Annotated in this window: 15 protein-coding genes and 1 tRNA gene; 13 read left to right on the top strand and 3 right to left on the bottom strand. The window is 70.3% G+C overall.

Annotation, left to right across the window (positions count from 1 at the left end; translation table 11 throughout):
* Positions 1-133 precede the first annotated feature (133 nt).
* The 3 genes from P2L57_RS40200 (at position 134) to P2L57_RS15130 (ending at position 4,393) form a co-directional block, all read left to right on the top strand.
* A complete protein-coding gene (locus P2L57_RS40200) occupies positions 134-1,225 on the top strand; it encodes a response regulator (protein WP_308292474.1) in 1,092 nt (363 codons plus the stop codon).
* A gap of 176 nt (positions 1,226-1,401) precedes the next feature.
* Positions 1,402-2,904 carry a pyridoxal phosphate-dependent decarboxylase family protein gene (locus tag P2L57_RS15135; protein ID WP_275814256.1) on the top strand — a complete coding sequence of 501 codons (1,503 nt, stop codon included), beginning with the start codon at positions 1,402-1,404 and terminating at the stop codon, positions 2,902-2,904.
* A gap of 19 nt (positions 2,905-2,923) precedes the next feature.
* Positions 2,924-4,393 (top strand): lysine N(6)-hydroxylase/L-ornithine N(5)-oxygenase family protein, encoded by a 1,470-nt coding sequence (locus P2L57_RS15130; RefSeq protein ID WP_275814253.1) that lies wholly within the window; start codon positions 2,924-2,926, stop codon positions 4,391-4,393.
* Here the strand turns inward: P2L57_RS15130 and P2L57_RS15125 are convergent.
* Entirely contained in the window at positions 4,365-6,182 is a 1,818-nt protein-coding gene (locus P2L57_RS15125; protein ID WP_275814250.1) for a bifunctional metallophosphatase/5'-nucleotidase, read from the bottom strand. The genes P2L57_RS15130 and P2L57_RS15125 overlap by 29 nt on opposite strands.
* Before the next feature lie 160 nt (positions 6,183-6,342).
* On the opposite strand from P2L57_RS15125, the gene P2L57_RS15120 reads away from it, so the two are divergent.
* Together P2L57_RS15120 and pyk are read left to right on the top strand one after the other, a co-directional pair.
* Positions 6,343-7,056, top strand: coding sequence for an SIMPL domain-containing protein (locus P2L57_RS15120; protein ID WP_275814247.1), 714 nt, complete (start codon positions 6,343-6,345; stop codon positions 7,054-7,056).
* 129 nt (positions 7,057-7,185) lie between these two features.
* A complete protein-coding gene (pyk, locus tag P2L57_RS15115; protein WP_275814245.1) occupies positions 7,186-8,619 on the top strand; it encodes a pyruvate kinase in 1,434 nt (477 codons plus the stop codon).
* Between the two features lie 10 nt (positions 8,620-8,629).
* On the opposite strand, the gene P2L57_RS15110 is transcribed toward pyk, so the two are convergent.
* Both P2L57_RS15110 and P2L57_RS15105 read right to left on the bottom strand, forming a co-directional pair.
* Positions 8,630-9,388, bottom strand: a complete 759-nt coding sequence (locus P2L57_RS15110) for a transcriptional regulator (protein WP_275814242.1) — start codon at positions 9,386-9,388, stop codon at positions 8,630-8,632.
* Positions 9,389-9,496: 108 nt separating this feature from the next.
* Positions 9,497-9,571 (bottom strand) — tRNA-Leu (locus P2L57_RS15105).
* 104 nt (positions 9,572-9,675) lie between these two features.
* On the opposite strand from P2L57_RS15105, the gene P2L57_RS15100 reads away from it, so the two are divergent.
* The 8 genes from P2L57_RS15100 (at position 9,676) to P2L57_RS15065 (ending at position 18,523) form a co-directional block, all read left to right on the top strand.
* Entirely contained in the window at positions 9,676-10,368 is a 693-nt protein-coding gene (locus P2L57_RS15100; protein ID WP_275814239.1) for an ANTAR domain-containing response regulator, read from the top strand.
* Between the two features lie 417 nt (positions 10,369-10,785).
* Positions 10,786-11,952: a PP2C family protein-serine/threonine phosphatase gene (locus P2L57_RS15095; protein ID WP_275814236.1), complete on the top strand. Its 1,167-nt coding sequence runs from the start codon at positions 10,786-10,788 to the stop codon at positions 11,950-11,952.
* A gap of 191 nt (positions 11,953-12,143) precedes the next feature.
* Positions 12,144-13,580: an MFS transporter gene (locus P2L57_RS15090; protein WP_275814233.1), complete on the top strand. Its 1,437-nt coding sequence runs from the start codon at positions 12,144-12,146 to the stop codon at positions 13,578-13,580.
* 171 nt (positions 13,581-13,751) lie between these two features.
* Positions 13,752-14,489, top strand: a complete 738-nt coding sequence (locus P2L57_RS15085) for a GntR family transcriptional regulator (RefSeq protein ID WP_275814230.1) — start codon at positions 13,752-13,754, stop codon at positions 14,487-14,489.
* On the top strand, positions 14,483-14,920 hold the full coding sequence (locus tag P2L57_RS15080) for a phosphonate C-P lyase system protein PhnG (protein ID WP_275814227.1): 438 nt from the start codon (positions 14,483-14,485) through the stop codon (positions 14,918-14,920). Before P2L57_RS15085 ends, P2L57_RS15080 begins: the two co-directional genes overlap by 7 nt.
* The gene (gene phnH, locus P2L57_RS15075) at positions 14,917-15,546 is read left to right on the top strand and encodes a phosphonate C-P lyase system protein PhnH (RefSeq protein WP_275814224.1); all 630 of its coding nucleotides are present in this window, start codon (positions 14,917-14,919) and stop codon (positions 15,544-15,546) included. The genes P2L57_RS15080 and phnH overlap by 4 nt, the downstream gene beginning before the upstream one ends.
* Entirely contained in the window at positions 15,546-16,664 is a 1,119-nt protein-coding gene (locus P2L57_RS15070) for a carbon-phosphorus lyase complex subunit PhnI (protein WP_275814221.1), read from the top strand. The genes phnH and P2L57_RS15070 overlap by 1 nt, the downstream gene beginning before the upstream one ends.
* Entirely contained in the window at positions 16,664-18,523 is a 1,860-nt protein-coding gene (locus P2L57_RS15065; protein WP_275814218.1) for an alpha-D-ribose 1-methylphosphonate 5-phosphate C-P-lyase PhnJ, read from the top strand. The genes P2L57_RS15070 and P2L57_RS15065 overlap by 1 nt, the downstream gene beginning before the upstream one ends.
* The last annotated feature ends 2 nt before the right edge of the window (positions 18,524-18,525 follow it).

Below are 18,525 nucleotides of genomic sequence, written 5' to 3'. Positions count from 1 at the left end.
GCACCCGGGTCCACGGCCGGTACGCCCCGGCGGCCACCAGCACCAGCGCACCGGTACGGCCCGACATCCCGGGCGCCGGGATACACGCCGGGACGGTCGCGGTCGGCGCCGCCGCGCGCGGCCTGCCGGAGCAGTGCGCCGGGTGGTACGACGGCAGCGCGGCCCCCCGGCGAACCGGGACGCTCCGTCATCGTCGGCGACCGTCGCGTCTTCCACGAGCTGCCCCGGCTGCGGCCGCACGACGCCATCGGGGCCTCCCGGCCGACGGCACGCACGTCTGCCTCCACATCACCCGAGTCGAGCGCGCCGCAACCGCCCCGACGTCTGCCTGCTCGACATCCGGATGCCCAAGGTGGACGGTCTGGAGGTCACCCGGCGCCTGCTCGCCCCCGAGGCCGCCTCGTACTGGCAGGGCACCCCGCCGCGGATCGTCATCGTCACCACCTTCGACCTCGACGAATACGTACACACCGCGCTGCACCACGGCGCCAGCGGCTTCCTGCGGAAGGACTCCAGCCCGGCCATGCTGGTCGAGGCGGTCCGCGCGGCAGCCGTCGGCGACTCGCTGATCTCACCGGCGATCACCGTGCGGCTGCTGCGGACCATGGCCGCTTCGGCCGCCACCGGCAGCGCCACCAGGCAGCCGTCAGAGGCGCTCACCCACCGTGCGGCGGATGTCGCACGCTGCCTGGCCAGGGGGCTGACCAACGCCGAGATCGCCTCCGAACTGTTCCGGACCGGCCCGCCCGTGCTCCTCCACGTGGAGAACGGCCTCGCCGCCCGCGTCCCGCCCGATGTCGCGGCGGGCGTGCACCGCATCGTCCGCGAGTCGCTCACCAACGTCGTCAAGCACGCGGCCGACGCCACGGCCGTACGCATCGCGATCCGCCCCGTCCCCGACGGCCTCGAAGTGCGGATCGCCGACGACGGCACCAAGGCCGCCAGGCTCACCGAATCGGCGCGCGGCGGCGGCTTCGGCCTGGTCGGCCTCACCGAACGCGCCGAAGCCCTCGGCGGACGGCTGGCAGCCGGCCCCGCCCCCGAAGGCGGCTGGTTGGTCGCCGCCGTACTGCCGTTGAACCGAACCGCATCGCCGCAGGCCGCGGTCACCACGCACGGAGCGGCGCCGTGCTGCCGCGGCCCAGGACAGCTCGACAGCCGAGTCCCGCCGGACAGGACCCGGCGGCGTCAACCGCCGCGCAAGCCCAAAGCGGTGCGCCCGTAACGGAACTGACACCCGGGCGGCGCACTGCCACATACCAAACCCGGCGCCTGCCCACAAATCGGCAATACCACTTTCGGGTCGAGATCGTTGTGCTCTTCGGGTGAACACACCTCCGAGCCAGAAGACTTGGGGACGCCCGTGCCTCCCCAGCCGCCATCCCGAAGGGCACCGCAGCCATGCCGACGCCGTACGACCCCGGGGCCTACCGTCCGCCCGCACTCGCGGGAGGCGCCTCCGGGCCCAGCCACCTGCGGCCCCTGATCGACACCGTGCTGGGCGCACTCGCCCAAGGAGCCGCCGCCCGCGGCGGCCCCATCCCGCACGGCGGCCCACAAGCGGTCGCCGCCCGGCTGCGTGCCCTGGCCGCCCCCGTCCTCCCCACCGGCGGCACCGGCGCCCAAGAAGCGCTCCACACCCTGGTACGCGCCGTCACCGAAGGCTCCGCCGACCCGGCGGATCCCTACTGCGTCGCGCATCTGCACTGCCCGCCGCTCGCCCTCGCGGTCGCCGCCGACCTCGCCGTCTCAGCGCTCAACCCCTCCATGGACTCCTGGGACCAGGCCCCCGCCGCCAGCACCCTGGAAGCCGAGACCACCGCCGCACTCGCCGCCCTCGTCTACCCCGACCTGCCCCAACCCGACTGCCTAGTCACCACCGGAGGCAGCGAGTCCAACCAACTCGGCCTGCTCCTCGCCCGGGAACGCGCCCGCGCCGCCGGGTCCCCCGGAGTCCATATCGTCTGCGGCGCCAACGCCCACCACAGCATCCACCGCGCCGCCTGGCTCCTCGGCCTCCCCGAACCCCGCACCCTCCCCACCCCCGACGGCACCCTGCACCCCGCCACCGTCGAGCGCGCATTGGCCGAACTCCACGGCCCGGCCCTGGTCATCGCCACCGCCGGGACCACGGACAGCGGCGCCATCGACCCGCTGCCCGGCATCGCCGAAGTCACCACCGCCCACGGCGCCGAACTCCACATCGACGCCTCCTACGGCGGGCCGCTGCTGTTCAGCAGACGCCACCGCGCCCGGCTGACCGGCCTGCAGTCCGCCACCTCGGTCGCCCTCGACCTGCACAAGCTCGGCTGGCAACCCATCGCCGCCGGACTGCTCGCGGTACCGGACGCCACCGCACTACGGCCACTGGCCATCCGCGCCGACTACCTCAACGCCGACGACGACACCAAAGCCGGGCTCCCCGACCTGCTCGGCCGCTCGCTGCGCACCACCCGCCGCGCCGACATCCTCAAGATCGCCGTCACCCTGCGGGCACTCGGCCGCGACGGACTCGCCCAACTCGTCGACGACGTCTGCCAGCAGGCACAACAACTCGCCAACCTCATCGAAGCCCACCCCGGCCTCACCCTCTATGCGCGCCCCACCATCACCACCGTCCTGTTCCGTCCCAGCCATCTCACCGATTCCGAACTGGCCACCAGCCGCCTCGCCCTGATGACCTCGGGCTCAGCGGTACTGGGCCGCGCCCACGCGGCCGACCGGCTCTGGCTCAAGGCCACCCTCCTCAACCCCACCATCGGACCGGCCGACTTCACCGCCCTGCTCGACCTCGTCGCCCACACCGGACGGGAAACCCGAACCGGCCGACCGCCGTCGAACGGCCAGGAACCCTCCACCGGCCAAGACCCGCCGGGCGGCAACACACCCCGGACCGGTCAGTAACCCACGGAAGGACCCCCCCATGAACACCGTCGATCCCGCCGACAGCCCTTCCACCGACGAACCACTGGACCTGCTGGGCGTCGGCATCGGACCGTTCAACCTCTCCCTCGCCGCCCTCGCCGACGGCGCCGCCGACCTGCGCACCGCCTTCTACGACCGACGCCCCGCGTTCAGCTGGCACGCCGGGCAGCTCATCCAGGGCACCACCTTGCAAGTCCCCTTCCTGGCCGACCTGGTGACCCTCGTCGAACCCGCCAGCCCCTGGTCGTTCCTCTGCTACCTCAAAGCCCGCGGCCGCCTGTTCCCCTTCTACTTCGCCGAGCGCTTCCACATCCCCCGCACCGAGTACGACGCCTACTGCCGCTGGGTCGCCGACTCACTCCCCACCTGCCACTTCAGCCACCAGATCGACGCCGTCCGCTGGAACCAGGAACGCGACCTGTTCCAGGTCGACTACACCCGACTCGACCCCGACGGCGAAGCCACGGGCGTGGGCCGCGTCCACACCCGCAACATCGTCATCGGCATCGGCACCACCCCCCACGTACCCGACCGGCTACGCCCGCTCGCCGAATCGCCCAGCGTCCCCGTCTTCCACTCGGCCGACTACCTCGACCACCGCGACCGCCTGCTCGCCGCCGGCCACGTCACGGTCGTCGGATCCGGCCAATCCGGCGCCGAGATCTTCCTCGACCTGCTGCGCAACCGCCCGCACGGCCGGGAAGCACTCACCTGGATCGCCCGCACCGAGGCCTTCGCCCCCATGGAATACAGCAAACTCGGCCTCGAACACTTCACTCCCGACTACACCCGCTACTTCCACGCCCTTCCAGAACCCGTACGCGACCAACTCCTGCCACACCAATGGCAACTCCACAAAGCCATCGACCACGAGACCATCAGCGCCATCCATGAGGAGTTGTACCAGCGCACACTGACAACCGAGTCAGGACAGCCGTCCTGGCCCGACGTCACCCTGACGCCCGGAGTCTCGGTCCGCACCGCCGGCCGGATGGGCGCCGACCGCGTCGAACTCCACCTCGAACACGTCCAACAGGGCACCCAGAGCCGCATCACCACCGACGCCGTCGTACTCGCCACCGGTTACCGGCAGCGCCCCCTCGACCCGCTCCTGGCACCCATCGACCCGTACCTGCGCCGCGACTCCGCGGGCCGCCCACGCGTCGACGAACGGCACCGCCTCGTCCTGGACCCGTCCATCCGCGGCGCCATCCACGTACAGAACGCCGAACTCCACACCCATGGCGTCGGCACTCCCGACCTCGGTCTCGGCGCCTGGCGCTCCGCTGTCATCCTCAACTCCCTGACCGACGAGCCCGCCTACGAGCTGCCGCAGCGCACCGCCTTCACCACCTTCGGCCTGGACCGGCAACGCGACCGGCGCCCGGCCCGCGGTGGGCCGAGCGCCGGACACCGTCCAGGGACGGCCACCCCCACCATCAGAACAGCGGTACTCCCGCGCGGGTGAGCCGCCAGCCACCGGAGGCGAACACGGCCGGATCGATGGTCTTGTTCGCCTTCACCCACGCGATGATCGTGTTGCGGATCTCATCCGAGTCCGACCACACCGACTTCGCCGACGCCACATGCGGGAAGTTCCCCCCGCCGTTCGCCCGGTAGTTGTTCACGGCCAAGACGAACTGCGCCTTCGGATCGATCGGCTTGCCCTGGAAGGCCAGCTTCACGATCCGCGAGCCCGCCGGCTGCGAAACGTCGATGTCGTAGGTCAGACCACCGCCCAGCACGTCGTAGTTGTAGTCGGGCGTGCTGTTGGCGTTGGTCAACTTGGCCACATCGACCGGAGCGCCGACCGGCGTCTGCACGAAGTACCGGGCCGACCACTCCAGATAGTCCTTGACCTGCGCGCCCGTCAGAACGCGGGCATCCAGCGTGTTCTCGTACACATAGAGCCCCGCCACATCCCGCAGCGACACCTTCCCCGCCGGAATCGACGCCGACCGCGAGAAGCACGCCGCCTGCGACAGCACCGGCAGCGAGGCATAAGCGGTCTTCGCCAGTGCCTCCTTCACCGTCGCCGCCTGCACGAAATTGATGAAATCGATGATCGGCGTGTCCCGGTAGGGGGCCTGCGCCGCCGACATCGCCTCCTTGCAGGTGCCGATCACCTGGTTCACATAGGCCACCACCCGCTGGTGCTCCGCCCGCACCAGCTTCGCCACCTGCGGGTCCTCCGGCACCGTGTTGGCGTTGCGCACCTCGGCGGTGACCGAGACGACCTCCCAACGCCCGTGCCGCAGCTGCAGATCGAGGTCGAAGACGCTCAGCCGCATTCCCCACATCAGCGGCTCGGACAACACCACCTTCTTGCCCGTCTGCGCGTTCGCCACGATCGTGCACGGCCGCTCCACATGCGTGTGCCCCACCAGGATCGCGTCGATCCCCGGCACCTGCTCGGCCACCAGCGACGAGGCGTTCTCCGGATACGGCAGGGCGTCACCGTACGACGTGCTGCCGTCCAGCCCCGAGTGATCCGTGCAGATCACCACGTCGCAGCCCAGCGACCGCAGCTTGGGCACATAGATCTTCGCCTGCTCCACCAGGCCGGGGAACGTCATCTTCCCGTGCACGTTGCCCTTGTCCCAGATCGCGATGCCCGGGTTGGTCAGCCCGAGAACGCCCACCTTGACATCGGGGGCGCCCGGTACCCGGATGTGCTTCACGACATACGGCGGGAAGGCGGGCTTCAGCGTCTTGGCGTCCAGCGCGTTCGCCGCCAGCAGCGGGAAGTCGCACTGCGCCTGGAACGCGCGCAGCACCGGAATGCCGTAGTTGAACTCGTGGTTCCCCAGCGCGGCGGCGTCGTAGCGCATGTGGTTCATCGCCAGCGCCATCGGATGCTTCGGCGCGTGCTTGTCATGACGGCCGGTGATCGGCTCAACTCGGGCGTAGTAGTACGACAGTTGGGTGCCCTGGATGATGTCACCCGCGTCGATCAACAGCGTGCGGTGGTGGCCCTTCTCCGCCCGTGCCTGCTCCACCAGGGTGGCGATCTTCGCCAGGCCCACGTCGTTGTGGTCCTTGTCGTCGTACTCCTTGTCCGTGAAGTAGTCCCAGTTGAGGACATGGCCGTGCACATCGGTCGTGCCCAGGACACGCAACGAGGCCCGCTTCGGCTGGTGCCCCCGCTCCTGCGCCTGCGCGGGTTCGGCCGCCGCGGTGCCCGCGGCCCCGGCCAGCGCGACGCCGGCGCTCGTGGCCGCCGAGCGGTTGATGAAGGTCCTGCGGTCGATCGACATCCACTACTCCCCACATGCACCTGACAAGCTCGCCACCGGTCTCGTGACGAGTCGCGTTAAACGCGCGTAGATTCTGGCCTAGCGAAGCCGTACGCAACACCCCCCGCACGTGACCAACAGGTAACCCACCGGTGTCCAACCCGCCTGCCACAGTGGAGACATGACCACGACACCCACGACACCCACGGCACACCCGGAGCAGCCGAGTGCGGACGCGCCGCGCATCGGCGTACGCGGCGAAGCGAACATCGAGGCCGAACCCGAACTCGCCCGCATCGCCATCACCGTCAGCGCCCGAGGAACCGACCGCCGCAGCGCCCTCGACGACCTCACCCGGCGCAACACCACCGTCCTCGAACTCGTCAGGGCGCATGCGGAAGCCGTCGACAAGACGCAGACCAGCGCCCTGGTCATCACCCCGGAACTCACCAAGGGCCGCGGCGAACGCGTCCGCTCCTACCACGGCCGCGTCCACCTCGAAGTCACCCTCACCGACTTCACCGCCCTCGGCGAACTCATCAGCCGCCTCGCGGAACTCGACCTCACCCGGGTCGACGGCCCGTGGTGGTCACTGCGCCCCGACTCGCCCGCCTACCGCACCGCCAGAACCCAGGCGGTACGGGACGCCGTACAGCGCGCCCGGGAGTACGCGGAGGCGCTCGGCGGCGAGGTCACCGCCCTCCTCGAGCTCTCCGACACCGGCGTGGAGTCACCCGCTCCCTACCGTGCGCGGGCGTTCGGGCCCGCCGCCCCCGGCGCCGCGGCCGGAGCCGGGCCGACCCCGGCCATCACCCTCGAACCGGAGCGCCAGACCGTCCATGCCCAGGTCACCGCGCACTTCACCATGACCCGCCCCGATCTGCGTGCGCGCTGAGTCCCACTGAGAGGCCTTGCGGTGTGCGTACACCGTTGCGATTCACGTCAACAACCCTTAACGGAGCGGACGTTCCCCCTTCTCCGGGAGACGGCTCCCTACTGGCAGGTAGGTCGTAGGCTCGACAGTATGCGCCGAGCAAAGATCGTCTGCACTCTGGGCCCCGCCACAGACTCGTACGACCAGATCAAGGCCCTGGTCGAGGCGGGAATGGACGTCGCCCGGTTCAACCTCAGCCATGGCTCGCACGCCGAACACGAGGAGCGCTACCACCGCGTCCGCAAGGCGGCCGAGGAGACCGGGCGCAGCGTCGGGATCCTGGTCGACCTTCAAGGCCCGAAGATTCGCCTGGGCCGGTTCGCCGAAGGACCCGTACTCCTTGAACGTGGCGACGAGTTCACCATCACCGTCGACGACATCGAAGGCGACCGGCAGATCTGCGGTACGACCTACAAGGGCCTGGCCGCCGATGTCAGCCGAGGCGAGCGCATTCTGGTCGACGACGGACGCGTGACCCTCGAAGTCACCGATGTCGAGGGCCCGCGCGTCCACACCATGGTCATCGAGGGCGGGCTGATCTCCGACCACAAGGGCCTCAACCTGCCGGGCGTGGCCGTCAGCGTTCCCGCGCTGTCCCACAAGGACCTGGAAGACCTGCGCTGGGCACTGCGGATCGGCGCCGACGTCATCGCCCTGTCCTTCGTACGCAACGGGCGCGACGCGGAGGACGTGCTGCGCGTCATGGCGGAGGAGCAGCGGCGGATCCCGGTGATCGCCAAGATCGAGAAGCCGCAGGCCGTCGAGCATCTGGACGAGATCGTCGACGCGTTCGACGGGATCATGGTCGCCCGCGGCGACCTCGGCGTCGAAATGCCGCTGGAAGCCGTTCCGATGGTGCAGAAGCGCGCCGTCAAACTCGCCAAGCGCAATGCCAAACCGGCCATCGTGGCGACCCAGATGCTCGACTCCATGATCGACGCGTCCCGGCCGACGCGCGCCGAGGCATCCGACGTCGCCAACGCGGTCATGGACGGGGCGGACGCGGTGATGCTCTCCGGTGAGACCAGTGTGGGCAAGTATCCGGTGGCGACCGTCAAGACCATGGGCCGTATCGTCGCGGCGGCCGAGGAGGACATGCTCGCGGCCGGTCTGTCGCCGCTGTCCGAACGCGGCAAGCCCCGGACCCAGGGGGGAGCGGTCGCCCGCGCCGCCGCCGAGACGGGTGACTTCCTCGGCGCGAAGTTCCTCGTCGCGTTCACGCAGAGCGGCGACACCGCACGCCGCCTGTCGCGCTACCGCTCGCCCATCCCGGTACTGGCGTTCACCCCGGAACCGGCGACCCGTTCGCAGCTGAGTCTGACGTGGGGCGTGGAGACCTTCCTCGGCCCGATGGTCCAGACGACCGACGAGATGGTCGAGCAGGTCGACGAGCAGCTGCTGCGCATCGGCCGCTGCAAGCGCGGCGACGTGGTCGTCATCACGGCGGGCTCGCCTCCGGGGGTACCGGGCACGACGAACATGGTGCGGGTGCACCGCATCGGCGAGGACGATTCGCCGAAGTAGTCGGCTGGGGTCAGTACTTGGGGCCTATGTGCCGGTCCATCAGGGCTACCGAGGGGCGGCGGGCTACCGAGATGTTGTAGGCATTCGCCTGCCTCCACTCGACGCCGAGGCGGTCGAGGGTGTCCGTGTACAGCCGTCGGATGTCCGCCGACTTGTTGGTGAAGAAGTAGCGCGGGTACTCGTAGCGCTTGTGCACCCCGGCGGTGGTCCGCTCGGTCCAGTTGGTGATCCGGGAGCCATCGGAGTGGACCAGCCCTCGGACGAGATCCCACGGGTGGGCGTTGACGATTTCCCGCTGCCAGGGCGTGAGTTGGAGGTGACGCTCGTGCTTCTTCCCGGGGGCGTGCTGCGGAAAGAGGCACGGCCAATGCCGGCTGTAACTCACCACGCTCACGCACCCCTCGCGTTGCAGGCGGTGAACGGATCCTGTCGGGTGAACGGCGTGCATGGCGTCGGCGCAGGCATCGATGAGCCCGGGCCAGGCGTCGGCGCAGGCGATCCGGAGGTAGTGGCCGTCGCGCGGGTGGGGACTGACACAGCCATCGCCGAGGTACAGGCCCAGTAAGTAGGCGTAGGCACGAGGGGGTTGGGGTGCGGTGGGCTGATCCCCGCATCGAGGGCACTCGCCTGGCTGCCGTAGCGGCTCGATCCGCGCCTGCCAGGCGCGGATGGTGGCGCGGGAGATCCCCGTCTGCTTGCTGATCGAATTGAGGCTGCGGCCCTGGCCGACGAGGGCCAGTGTGCGTTTGCGCGTCTCAAGGTCGTACATGCGATCGACCTTGGCGGAAAGTCAATGACCTATGGCCGAATCGAAGGGTTGTTCACTCTAACCGGTGAAGATCATCAACGATGTGATGACCTTGGAAAAGAAGGCGAGTGCCCCGGGTCGGATTCGAACCGACACTGTATGGGTTTTGAATCCATTGCCTGCTGCCAGTTGGGCTACCGGGGCCCCTTCGAAATGAAGGATAGCGGATACCCGCCATGACTCAAACCTACAGGACGTAGGTAGGCTCATGCATGCACCCCCGCCCTGAAATGAGGAGCCGAAGCCCAGTGACCGCCGCTGACGCCCCCGATGAGACGACGCCCCCGGCTGCCGCTGTCGAAGGTGAGCCCACGCACGTCCCGCCGCACACGACGCGTGTCGTCATCGCCGAGGACGAGGCGCTGATCCGCCTCGACCTGAAGGAGATGCTCGAGGAGGAGGGGTACTCCGTCGTCGGCGAGGCCGGAGACGGGCAGCGGGCGGTGGAGCTCGCCGAGGAGCACCGGCCGGATCTGGTGATCCTTGATGTGAAGATGCCGATTCTGGACGGGATCTCGGCGGCCGAGCGCATCGCCAAGGAGCGCATCGCTCCGGTGCTGATGCTGACCGCCTTCTCGCAGCGCGAGCTGGTCGACCGGGCGCGCGAGGCGGGCGCGATGGCCTATCTCGTCAAGCCGTTCAGCAAGAGCGACCTGGTCCCGGCCATCGAGATGGCGGTCTCCCGCTTCACCGAGCTGCGCGCCCTGGAAGCGGAGATCGCCGACCTCTCCCTGCGCCTGGAGACCCGCAAGCTGGTGGACCGGGCCAAGAGCGTGCTGCAGACGGCGTACGGGCTGACCGAGCCGGCCGCGTTCCGGTGGATCCAGAAGACGTCGATGGACCGCCGGATGTCGATGCAGCAGGTGGCACAGGCCGTCATCGACGAGGTCGGCGGCAACAGCGGTGGCGACGACAAGAGCGGCCGGGGCGGCGTGGGCTGAGGCCGACGCCCGCCTGGTGAACGCGTGGGGATGTCCGGCGACGGCTCGAACGGCCGGTGTCCCTGACGGTGCGGCATGCCGCTGATGGCGTAATGGTCGGGTTGGGCGCTTTTACCGCGTCAGGCTGTGGGCCTTGATCATGGTCGTGTCAGGAGCCCGTGTGTACGGACCAGGTGGGTGGATCTTCGAGGGATTCCGCCTGGGGCGTCGGGTGCACCCGACGCCCCAGGGGCGGACGCTGGCCGTGCGCGACCGGATGCCGGGGAACATGATGGTGAAAGCGCTGGCCCGTCCGGCGCCGCCACGAGGAAGATGCCGCCGCCCAGGAGTTCCGTCCACGCCACAGGTGCCATGAGTTACGCCTTCACCTTCTCTCTGGGCACCGCACACCCGCTGCACCACCGCTGGGAGTGACAGGTGAACCAGCAACACCGCGGCGACGTCGGCATCGCCGAACACCGCCGCGCGGCGAGGTTGAGCAACGCGGGCCTGCAGGTGCCCGGTCCGCCGACCTGGATGCGCTGGCTGCCCGCCGGGTATGTCGCGGCCATCCTGATGCTGGAGCCCTTGACTCCCGTACAGTGGCCGGTGAGCTTCCTGCTCATCGCGTTGCCCGCGATCGCCGCGTTCACCCGCGGCCCGGTCGGCGTCGCCGCCGTCACGGTCTTCGCCGTCTCGTTCGAAGCGGTGCTGGCCGGTACCCCGTGCTGCGCGGGCCGCAGCGCGCACGATCTGTGGGAGCGGCACTACGTCGCCTCCTACGTCTCCACGACCCTGGTCGGCATCCTCGGCACCGCGTTGGCCGCCCACCGCAAACGCCAGGAAGCCCATCTGCTGCACGCCAACTCGGTCGCCGAGGCGCTGATGCACACCTTGCTCCGGCCGGTGCCGCACCAGGTCGGCCATGTGCTCGCGGCCAGCCTCTACCACCCCGCCGAGGCGGGCACCATGGTCGGCGGGGACCTCTTCGACATCTGCGCGACCGAGGCGGGGGAGCGCGCCATCATCGGTGATGTCCGCGGCAAGGGCCTGCAGGCCGTGCGGACCGTCGCCGACGTCCTCGGCAGCTTCCGCCAGGCCGCCTACGAACCCGGCGACCTGCTGCAGGTCGCCGTCAGCATGGAGCGCCGTATCGCCCGTGAGGCGGACGCCGTCCTTGACGACGAGTTGTTCGTCACGGCCGCCCTGCTCGAGTACGACGCGCGCGCGAACCATGTGATGATCATCAACCACGGCCACATCGAGCCAGTGCTGATCTCCTGCGGCGAAGTCCACGCGCTGACCGGGCCGCCCGCCCTGCCGCTCGGTCTGGGCACCCTGTCCGCCGACCCGCCGGCCGCCTACACCCACCGGTTCACCCGCGGGGACGTCCTGCTGCTCTGCACCGACGGGCTCGTGGAGGCCCGTGACCACTCCGGGTCCTTCTACCCGCTGATCGACCGGCTGCGTCACCGTTTCGCCGGTCGGCCGGCCCCGGCCCCCATCGACGTCATCGACTTCCTCGACGTCGATCTGCCCCGGCATGCCCGGGCGCTGCACGACGACGTCGCCATCCTCGCCATCGCCCCGCACGGGCGGCCGTAGGCACCGGCGGGTGCCGCGGCGGTCGGTCGCGGTCGGTCGCGCGGGGGCGCGCGTACCGGACAACCGGCTGAGCCGGACCGGGAGGGTTTGGTGCGTCGACTTCTGCCGGCCGTGTGTACGCAACCGTTCGGTCGAAGCCTGGTGCCGCCAGTACGCCTGTCGATCTGATGCGACAGCCGAAGGAGGAAGCTGTGCCTGCTCCCGCTACGAGCGCCCATGCGGCCGATCCGGTCGGGCGCGCGCTCGACGAAGCGCCGTCCAGCATGTTCCACGTGAAGGCCGCGATCACATCGGGAATGGGGTTCTTCACCGATGCCTATGACCTGAACATCATCTCCACAGCGCTGCTGCTGTTGAAGCCGGAGTTCCATCTGTCGGCTGACCAGGTAGGACTGGTGGGCAGCACCTCTTTGATCGCTTCGTTCATCGGTGCGATCGTCTTCGGTCGGATCGCCGACATCGTGGGGCGCAAGCGGGTCTACGGCATCGAGGCGCTGATCATGGCGGTGGGTGCGATCCTCACCGCGCTGGCGCCCGACTTCACCTGGCTGCTCGTCACCAGGTTCATCCTCGGCATCGGGATCGGTGGCGATTACCCGATCTCGGCGACGATCATGACCGAGTACGCCAACCGGCGCAGTCGCGGGCGCCAGGTGGCCTTGATGTTCTCCACCTACACGGCCGGGCAGGTGGTGGCGTTCATCGTCGCGCTCACCCTGCTCGCCGCTGGTGTCGACCATGATCTGGCCTGGCGTCTGATGCTCGGCCTCGGGGCGCTGCCCGCGCTCGCCGTCCTCTACAACCGGCGGCGGATGCCGGAGTCGCCGCGCTTCACGGCGGCCGTGGTCGGCGACCACGAGCGGGCCGCCAGTGAACTGAACGCGTTCGCGGCGGGGGCGGTGCGGGTCACCGCGGCCGCGCCTGGGCAGCGGCAGCGGCTGAGCCTGCGGGAGATCCTCACGAACCGGCGGCTTGTCGTCACGCTGCTGGGTACGGCTGGTGCTTGGTTCGCCTATGACGTCGCGGTCTACGGAAACTCCATCTCGCAGCCCGAGATCGTGAAGAGCATCGCTCCGAACGCCACGGCGAGCGGTGTCACCGCGATCAACCTCATTCTGGCCGTGCTGTTCAGCGTCACCGGTGTCGTCTGCTGTGTGCTGCTGATGGACCGGGTCAGCCGCAAGGGCCTGCAGATCGCCGGATTCCTGGTGTCCGGTGCGGCGCTGCTCGCCATCGGTCTGGTGCCGGGCCTGACCGGCAGTGTGCTGCCCTTCGCACTGGTCTTCGGACTCGCGTCGTTCGGCACCACGCTGGGACCCAACGCCGGGACGATGGTCCTGTCCGCCGAGTCGTTTCCGGTCGGTATGCGCACGACCGGGCACGGTATTTCCGCTGGTTTCGGCAAGCTGGGCGCGTATATAGGGGCGCTGGCGTCGCCGATCCTGCTCGCCGGTATCGGCCTGCGGGACACCGAGATCATCGCGGCCGGGTTCTATCTGCTCGGCGTTCTTTTCACCTTGCTGCTCGCCGAGCCGGCCAGGCGCAGCCTTGAGGAAATCGGGAGTTGCACACTGCCGAAGCAGGCGGACAAGGAGGTTCGCGCGGCTCCGGAGATGTCACGGGCCTAATCCGCGGCGATTTGCCGAAGACCCCCGGGGATTTCCCCGGGGGTCTTTCCGTATGCGCCAGCGGTGGGCCGGGAGAAACGCGCGACAACTGCCGGTGGCGTTCATCTTCCCTGCCGCGTCCGTTGGTTTTCGGGAAGTTGTCCGGACAAGCCGGGCGCGAAGACTCCAGGCATGGGCAAGAACCGGTACGGCGAGATCGTCGACACGCTCGCGGTGGAGCTCGCGCGGCTGTCGCCCGGTACCCGGGTGGCCAGCGAGCATGAGATCGCCGCGCGCTTCGGAGTGAGTCGGGCGGCGGCCAGGGCGGCCGTCCAGGAGTTGGAGAGCCGGTTGCTGGTCCGCCGGGTACGGGGTTCGGGGACGTTCGTCAGCCGCCGGATCGACTACGTCATCTCCTCGCGGAAGGCGCCGTCGTGGCACCAGACGGTGCGGGACGCGGGTGGTACGCCGCGGGCGGTGGTCCGCGACGTACGGCGGGAGCCGCTCCCGGAGGACCTGGCGGAGCGGCTCGAACGGCGGCCGGGCGACCCGGCACACCTGCTGGTGCGCCAGTACTACGTCGACGGGCTGCTCGCGACATGGACCAATGAATGGATACCGGCCGATGTCCTGATGGAGGCCGATGCCGCGGTGCATTCCGTGGAGTCAATCGACCTGATTCTGCGCCAGATGGCCGGGGTCGCGCCGGTGCGCGCCTGGTGCCGGGTGAGTTTCGATCTTGCGACTCCCGAGGTCGCCGCGAATCTGGAGATCGAACAGGGGCGGCAGGTGTGGCTGGTGGAAAGCGTGAGCCGGGACGCCCAGGACGGCACTCCTGTGATGTGCAGCAATTCGTGGTCGCGTCCGGACGCTTCGCGGATCGTCGTGGAGATGGACGGGCCGTGGCCATCGGCGAAAGGGCAATGTTGAGTAACGGAAGACTGTCGCGCGAGGAGCGTTGCGCACTGCTCGCCGCGGCCACTGCCGATGAACTGATCGAACTCGCGGATATCTGCCTGGCCGAGGGGCCGGATCCCGTGGTGGTGGTGGCGCCGGAAGTGGGCTGCGTTTCGGCCCAGGTCCGTGAGCCCATCGTGCGCCAGCGGTTCCTGATCGGCGATGTGCTGGCCTGCCGTGCCGAGGTGGAGCTGGACGGCGTACGGGGCTGGGCGATGCGGCTGGGCGACGACCGGGCGGCCGCGCTGGCCATGGCGGTCCTGGACGCCGCCGCCGAGTCCGGGCGGGACGCGGCGGGCGGGATCGCCCGGCTCTGCGAGCGGGTGGCGGCCCGCATGCGATGTGAGGAAGCCGAGGAATGGGCCCAGCTGGCGCCCACCATCGTCGAATTCGAGGAACTGTGACCACCAACGTGATGAGCCCCGAGGCGGCAGCGCGCAGGCCCGGACAGGCGCCGACGCTGTCGCCCGCCGAGGTGCAGCTGGTCTTCCGGGCGGTGCTGGAGGCACTCGCCCGGCCGGGAACACCGCGGCAACTGCCCGAGCGGCCACTCGCCGAACTGCCGTCCGCGCTCCTTCCGGTGCTGGCGCTCAGCGACTTGGCGACGCCGACCTGTGTGCTGGAGAACGGCGACCGGTGGGCGCGGACCGTGCGCACCATGACGTCGGCGCCGATGACCGGCCCGGCGGACGCCCGACTCGTCGCCGTGCTGCGGCAGTTGGCCGACGGCGAGCCGGTCGCCTTCCGGACCGGCAGCGCGGCGGCACCGCAGGACGCGGCGCTGGTGTGTGTCCGGGTGCCCGAGATCGAGGCCGAGCCCGCGGGCCCCGGCCCGGTGTGGCGCCTCGAAGGACCCGGTGTGCCGGGATCCCGCCTGCTGCGGGTGGCCGGGCTGCCCGACGGCTTCGTCTCCTGGCGCGACCGGCTGGGCAGCGGCTTCCCCACCGGAATCGACCTGCTCTTCGTCACCGCGCGGGGCCGGTTGGCCGGGCTGCCGCGGACCACCCGGGTCGGCGAGGAGGTCATCTGATGGGGTACTCGGGTGTACGCGGCGGCATGTCCGCCATTCTCGCCGCCGAGGGGCTGGTCCGCCGGGCGCGGGACCACGCTGCCACTCCATGGGCGTCGACCGAGCAGATCCTGCTGCGGTTCCGGCTCGCCGTCGACCGGATCATGGGCGAGGCGGGACTGTACGACGAGGCGATCGCCGCGGACGCGTTCCGGCAGGCCGAGGGCGATGTGCTGGAGGCCGCCCATCTGGTACGGGCGCACCGCTCCACGCTGCCCAGGCTGGCGGTGAGCGAGCCGGTCGAACCGGCGGAGATGGTGGTGCTGCGCCGTATCGTGTCGGCCCACCGGACACCGGGCGGACCGCAACTGCTCGGCCGTACCACCGACTACACCGGCAGGCTGCTGGAGCGGCCGGACGGGCCGCCGCCTGCCGCCGACGACGCGGGCGCTCAGGTCCCGCCGGAGCGCACCTGCGAGCAGCGCCACCCGGGCCGCTTCAGCGACCTGCTGCGCGAGCTGGACCTGTTGGTCGAGCACCGCCACGGCACGGCGGCGGATCCCGAACCGGTCGACGTGGCGCGCGAGCCGGCCCGGCCGCCGGCGCCGCGTTCCGCCGTGCTGGCCAGCATGGCCCGGGCCGAGACCGGCGCGCTGGTGGGCCTGTGGTACCGGTCGATCCTCGGCCCCGACGGAGCCGTCCACGAGGTGACGCTCGGCGAACTGCGCCACGGCCGACTGCCGCTGCGGGTGATCCACCCGCACACCGGGAACCCGGTCGTGGTCGGGGTCTTCCGCGCCACCGAGGCGGAGGCGATCGAGGACCTCGACGGGGCCGACGAGGACCGCACCCGGTTCGACATCGGCTACGGGATGTGCTTCGGCCACAACGAGCGCAAGGCGATCGCGATGGCCAACCTCGACATCGCCCACCGCCGGTTCGGGGACGAGGGCTCGCTGGAGCAGTTGCTGCTGCTGACCACGGACGGGCTCGACTCGGGCGGCTTCCTCGAGCACCTGAAGCTGCCGCACTACGTGACGTTCCGCTCGATGATGGACCGCAAGCTCGCGGGCCGCGAAGCGCGGGGCACCGATGACCCGAATCCCCGCCTACCAGAACCCTTTGGGAAGGAGTGCTGATGGCCGCGCGCCTCAGCGAGCCGCGCACCGGCTCGACCCGTGTGCTCAGTCTGCTCGACGACGGCCGTACGGACGCGCCGCCCGGCATCCTCGACGAGGGCGCCAAGCGGGAGATCCGCCGTGCCACCCTCACCGCGGTCTGCGTCCCCGGCTACCAAGTGCCCTTCGGCTCCCGCGAGATGCCGGTCGCCCGGGGCTGGGGCTCCGGCGGACTGCAGGTCACCCTCGGCGTCGTCGGTTCCGGCGATGTCCTCAAGGTGATCGACCAGGGCGACGACGGCGGGGTCAACGCCACCAACCTGCGCCGGATGATCTCCTCGACCATGGGCTGCGCCGCCACCACGGACACCCGGGAGGCGACCGTGGTACAGACCCGCCATCGCGTTCCCGAGGAGGCGCTGGGCGCCGAGCAGATCGTCGTCTACCAGGTCCCGGTGCCCGAACCGCTGCGCGGCGTGGAGAAGTCGGTGGCCGAGTGCGCCCGGATGCACGCCGAGCAGGACTACTCCGCGATGTGGGTCAGCCTCTACGAGGACCTGGTGCGCAACGGCGTCATCACCAAGTCCACCGGCTATCCGGTGCTGGTGGGCGGGCGCTACGTCATGGCGACCAGCCCGGTGCCGCGCTGGGACGTACCACGGCTGCACATGTCGGAACACCTCAACCTGTACGGAGCGGGCCGGGAGAAGCGCATCTACGCCATCCCCCCGCACACCGCCGTCGAACCGCTGACCTTCGACGACGTCCCGTTCGAGGTCGAGCACATACCGGACGGGACGTGCGCGTACTGCGGCAGCGACGACACCTTCCTGGTCGAGGCGAGCGGCGGCCAGTACGTGTGCAGCGACTCCGACTGGTGCGGCAGGGCCGCCGACGGGGACGTGGACCGCGCGGCACACCGGGAGCGGGTACCGCTCGCCTGGCTGCCGGACCCGCGCCGCCGGGTGGCGGCCACGGCGCGGGACACCGCCGAAGCCCCCCGTCCCGCCGCAGGCGTGCGGCCGACGGCCGCGGCGGACGGTCCCGAATGGGCGCTGCGGGTGGACGGCATAGGCAAGGTGCACGGTCCCGGCGGCGCGGCCGCGGTACCGGGCACCGGTCCCGAGCACGCCACCGCGATCAGCCCCGCGACCGGTGCGGTCGTCGCGGCGTGGGACGTGTCCTTCGATGTCGCGCCCGGTGAGGCGCTCGGGCTGATCGGCGAGTCCGGCTCCGGCAAGTCCACCGTGCTGCGCTGCGTGATCGGCGACGAGACGGCCACCGCTGGGAGCGTCCGGCTGTCCGGTGTCGACGGCGGACGCACCGATGTGCTGGCACTCGACCCGTCGGCCCGGCGCGGACTGCGGGTCGACACCATGGCGGTCGTCTACCAGGACCCCGCGGCGGGCCTCGACCTGAACGTGACGGCGGGCGGCAACATCGCGGAACGCCTGACCGCCGCCGGCTGGCGCGGATACCACGCGATACGGCGGCGCGTCGCCGAACTGCTGGACCGGGTCGAGGTGCCGCTGTCGCGGATGGACGACGCGGTGGGCACGTTCTCCGGCGGAATGCGCCAGCGGGTGCAGATCGCCAAGGCACTGGCCACCGAACCTCCGGTGCTGCTGCTCGACGAGCCCACCACGGGACTCGACGCCTCGGTCGCCGCCGGAGTGCTCGACCTGCTGCGCGGCCTGCTGATCGAACGGAACGTGGCCGCGGTGGTGGTGAGCCACGACTTCGCGGTGATCGAGGCGCTGACCGAGCGCAGCGTCGTGATGCAGCTCGGCCGGGTCATCGAGAGCGGTCTGACCGACCAGCTCTTCCGCGATCCGCACCACCCCTACACCCAGCGGCTCGTCGCCGCGGCACGAAGGTGAGC

The sequence above is a fragment of the Streptantibioticus ferralitis genome (assembly GCF_029223525.1).
Lineage (GTDB): Bacteria > Actinomycetota > Actinomycetes > Streptomycetales > Streptomycetaceae > Streptantibioticus_A > Streptantibioticus_A ferralitis.
The sequence above is the reverse complement of the archived record's forward strand: the minus strand, read 5'-3'. Positions and strand labels throughout refer to the sequence as shown.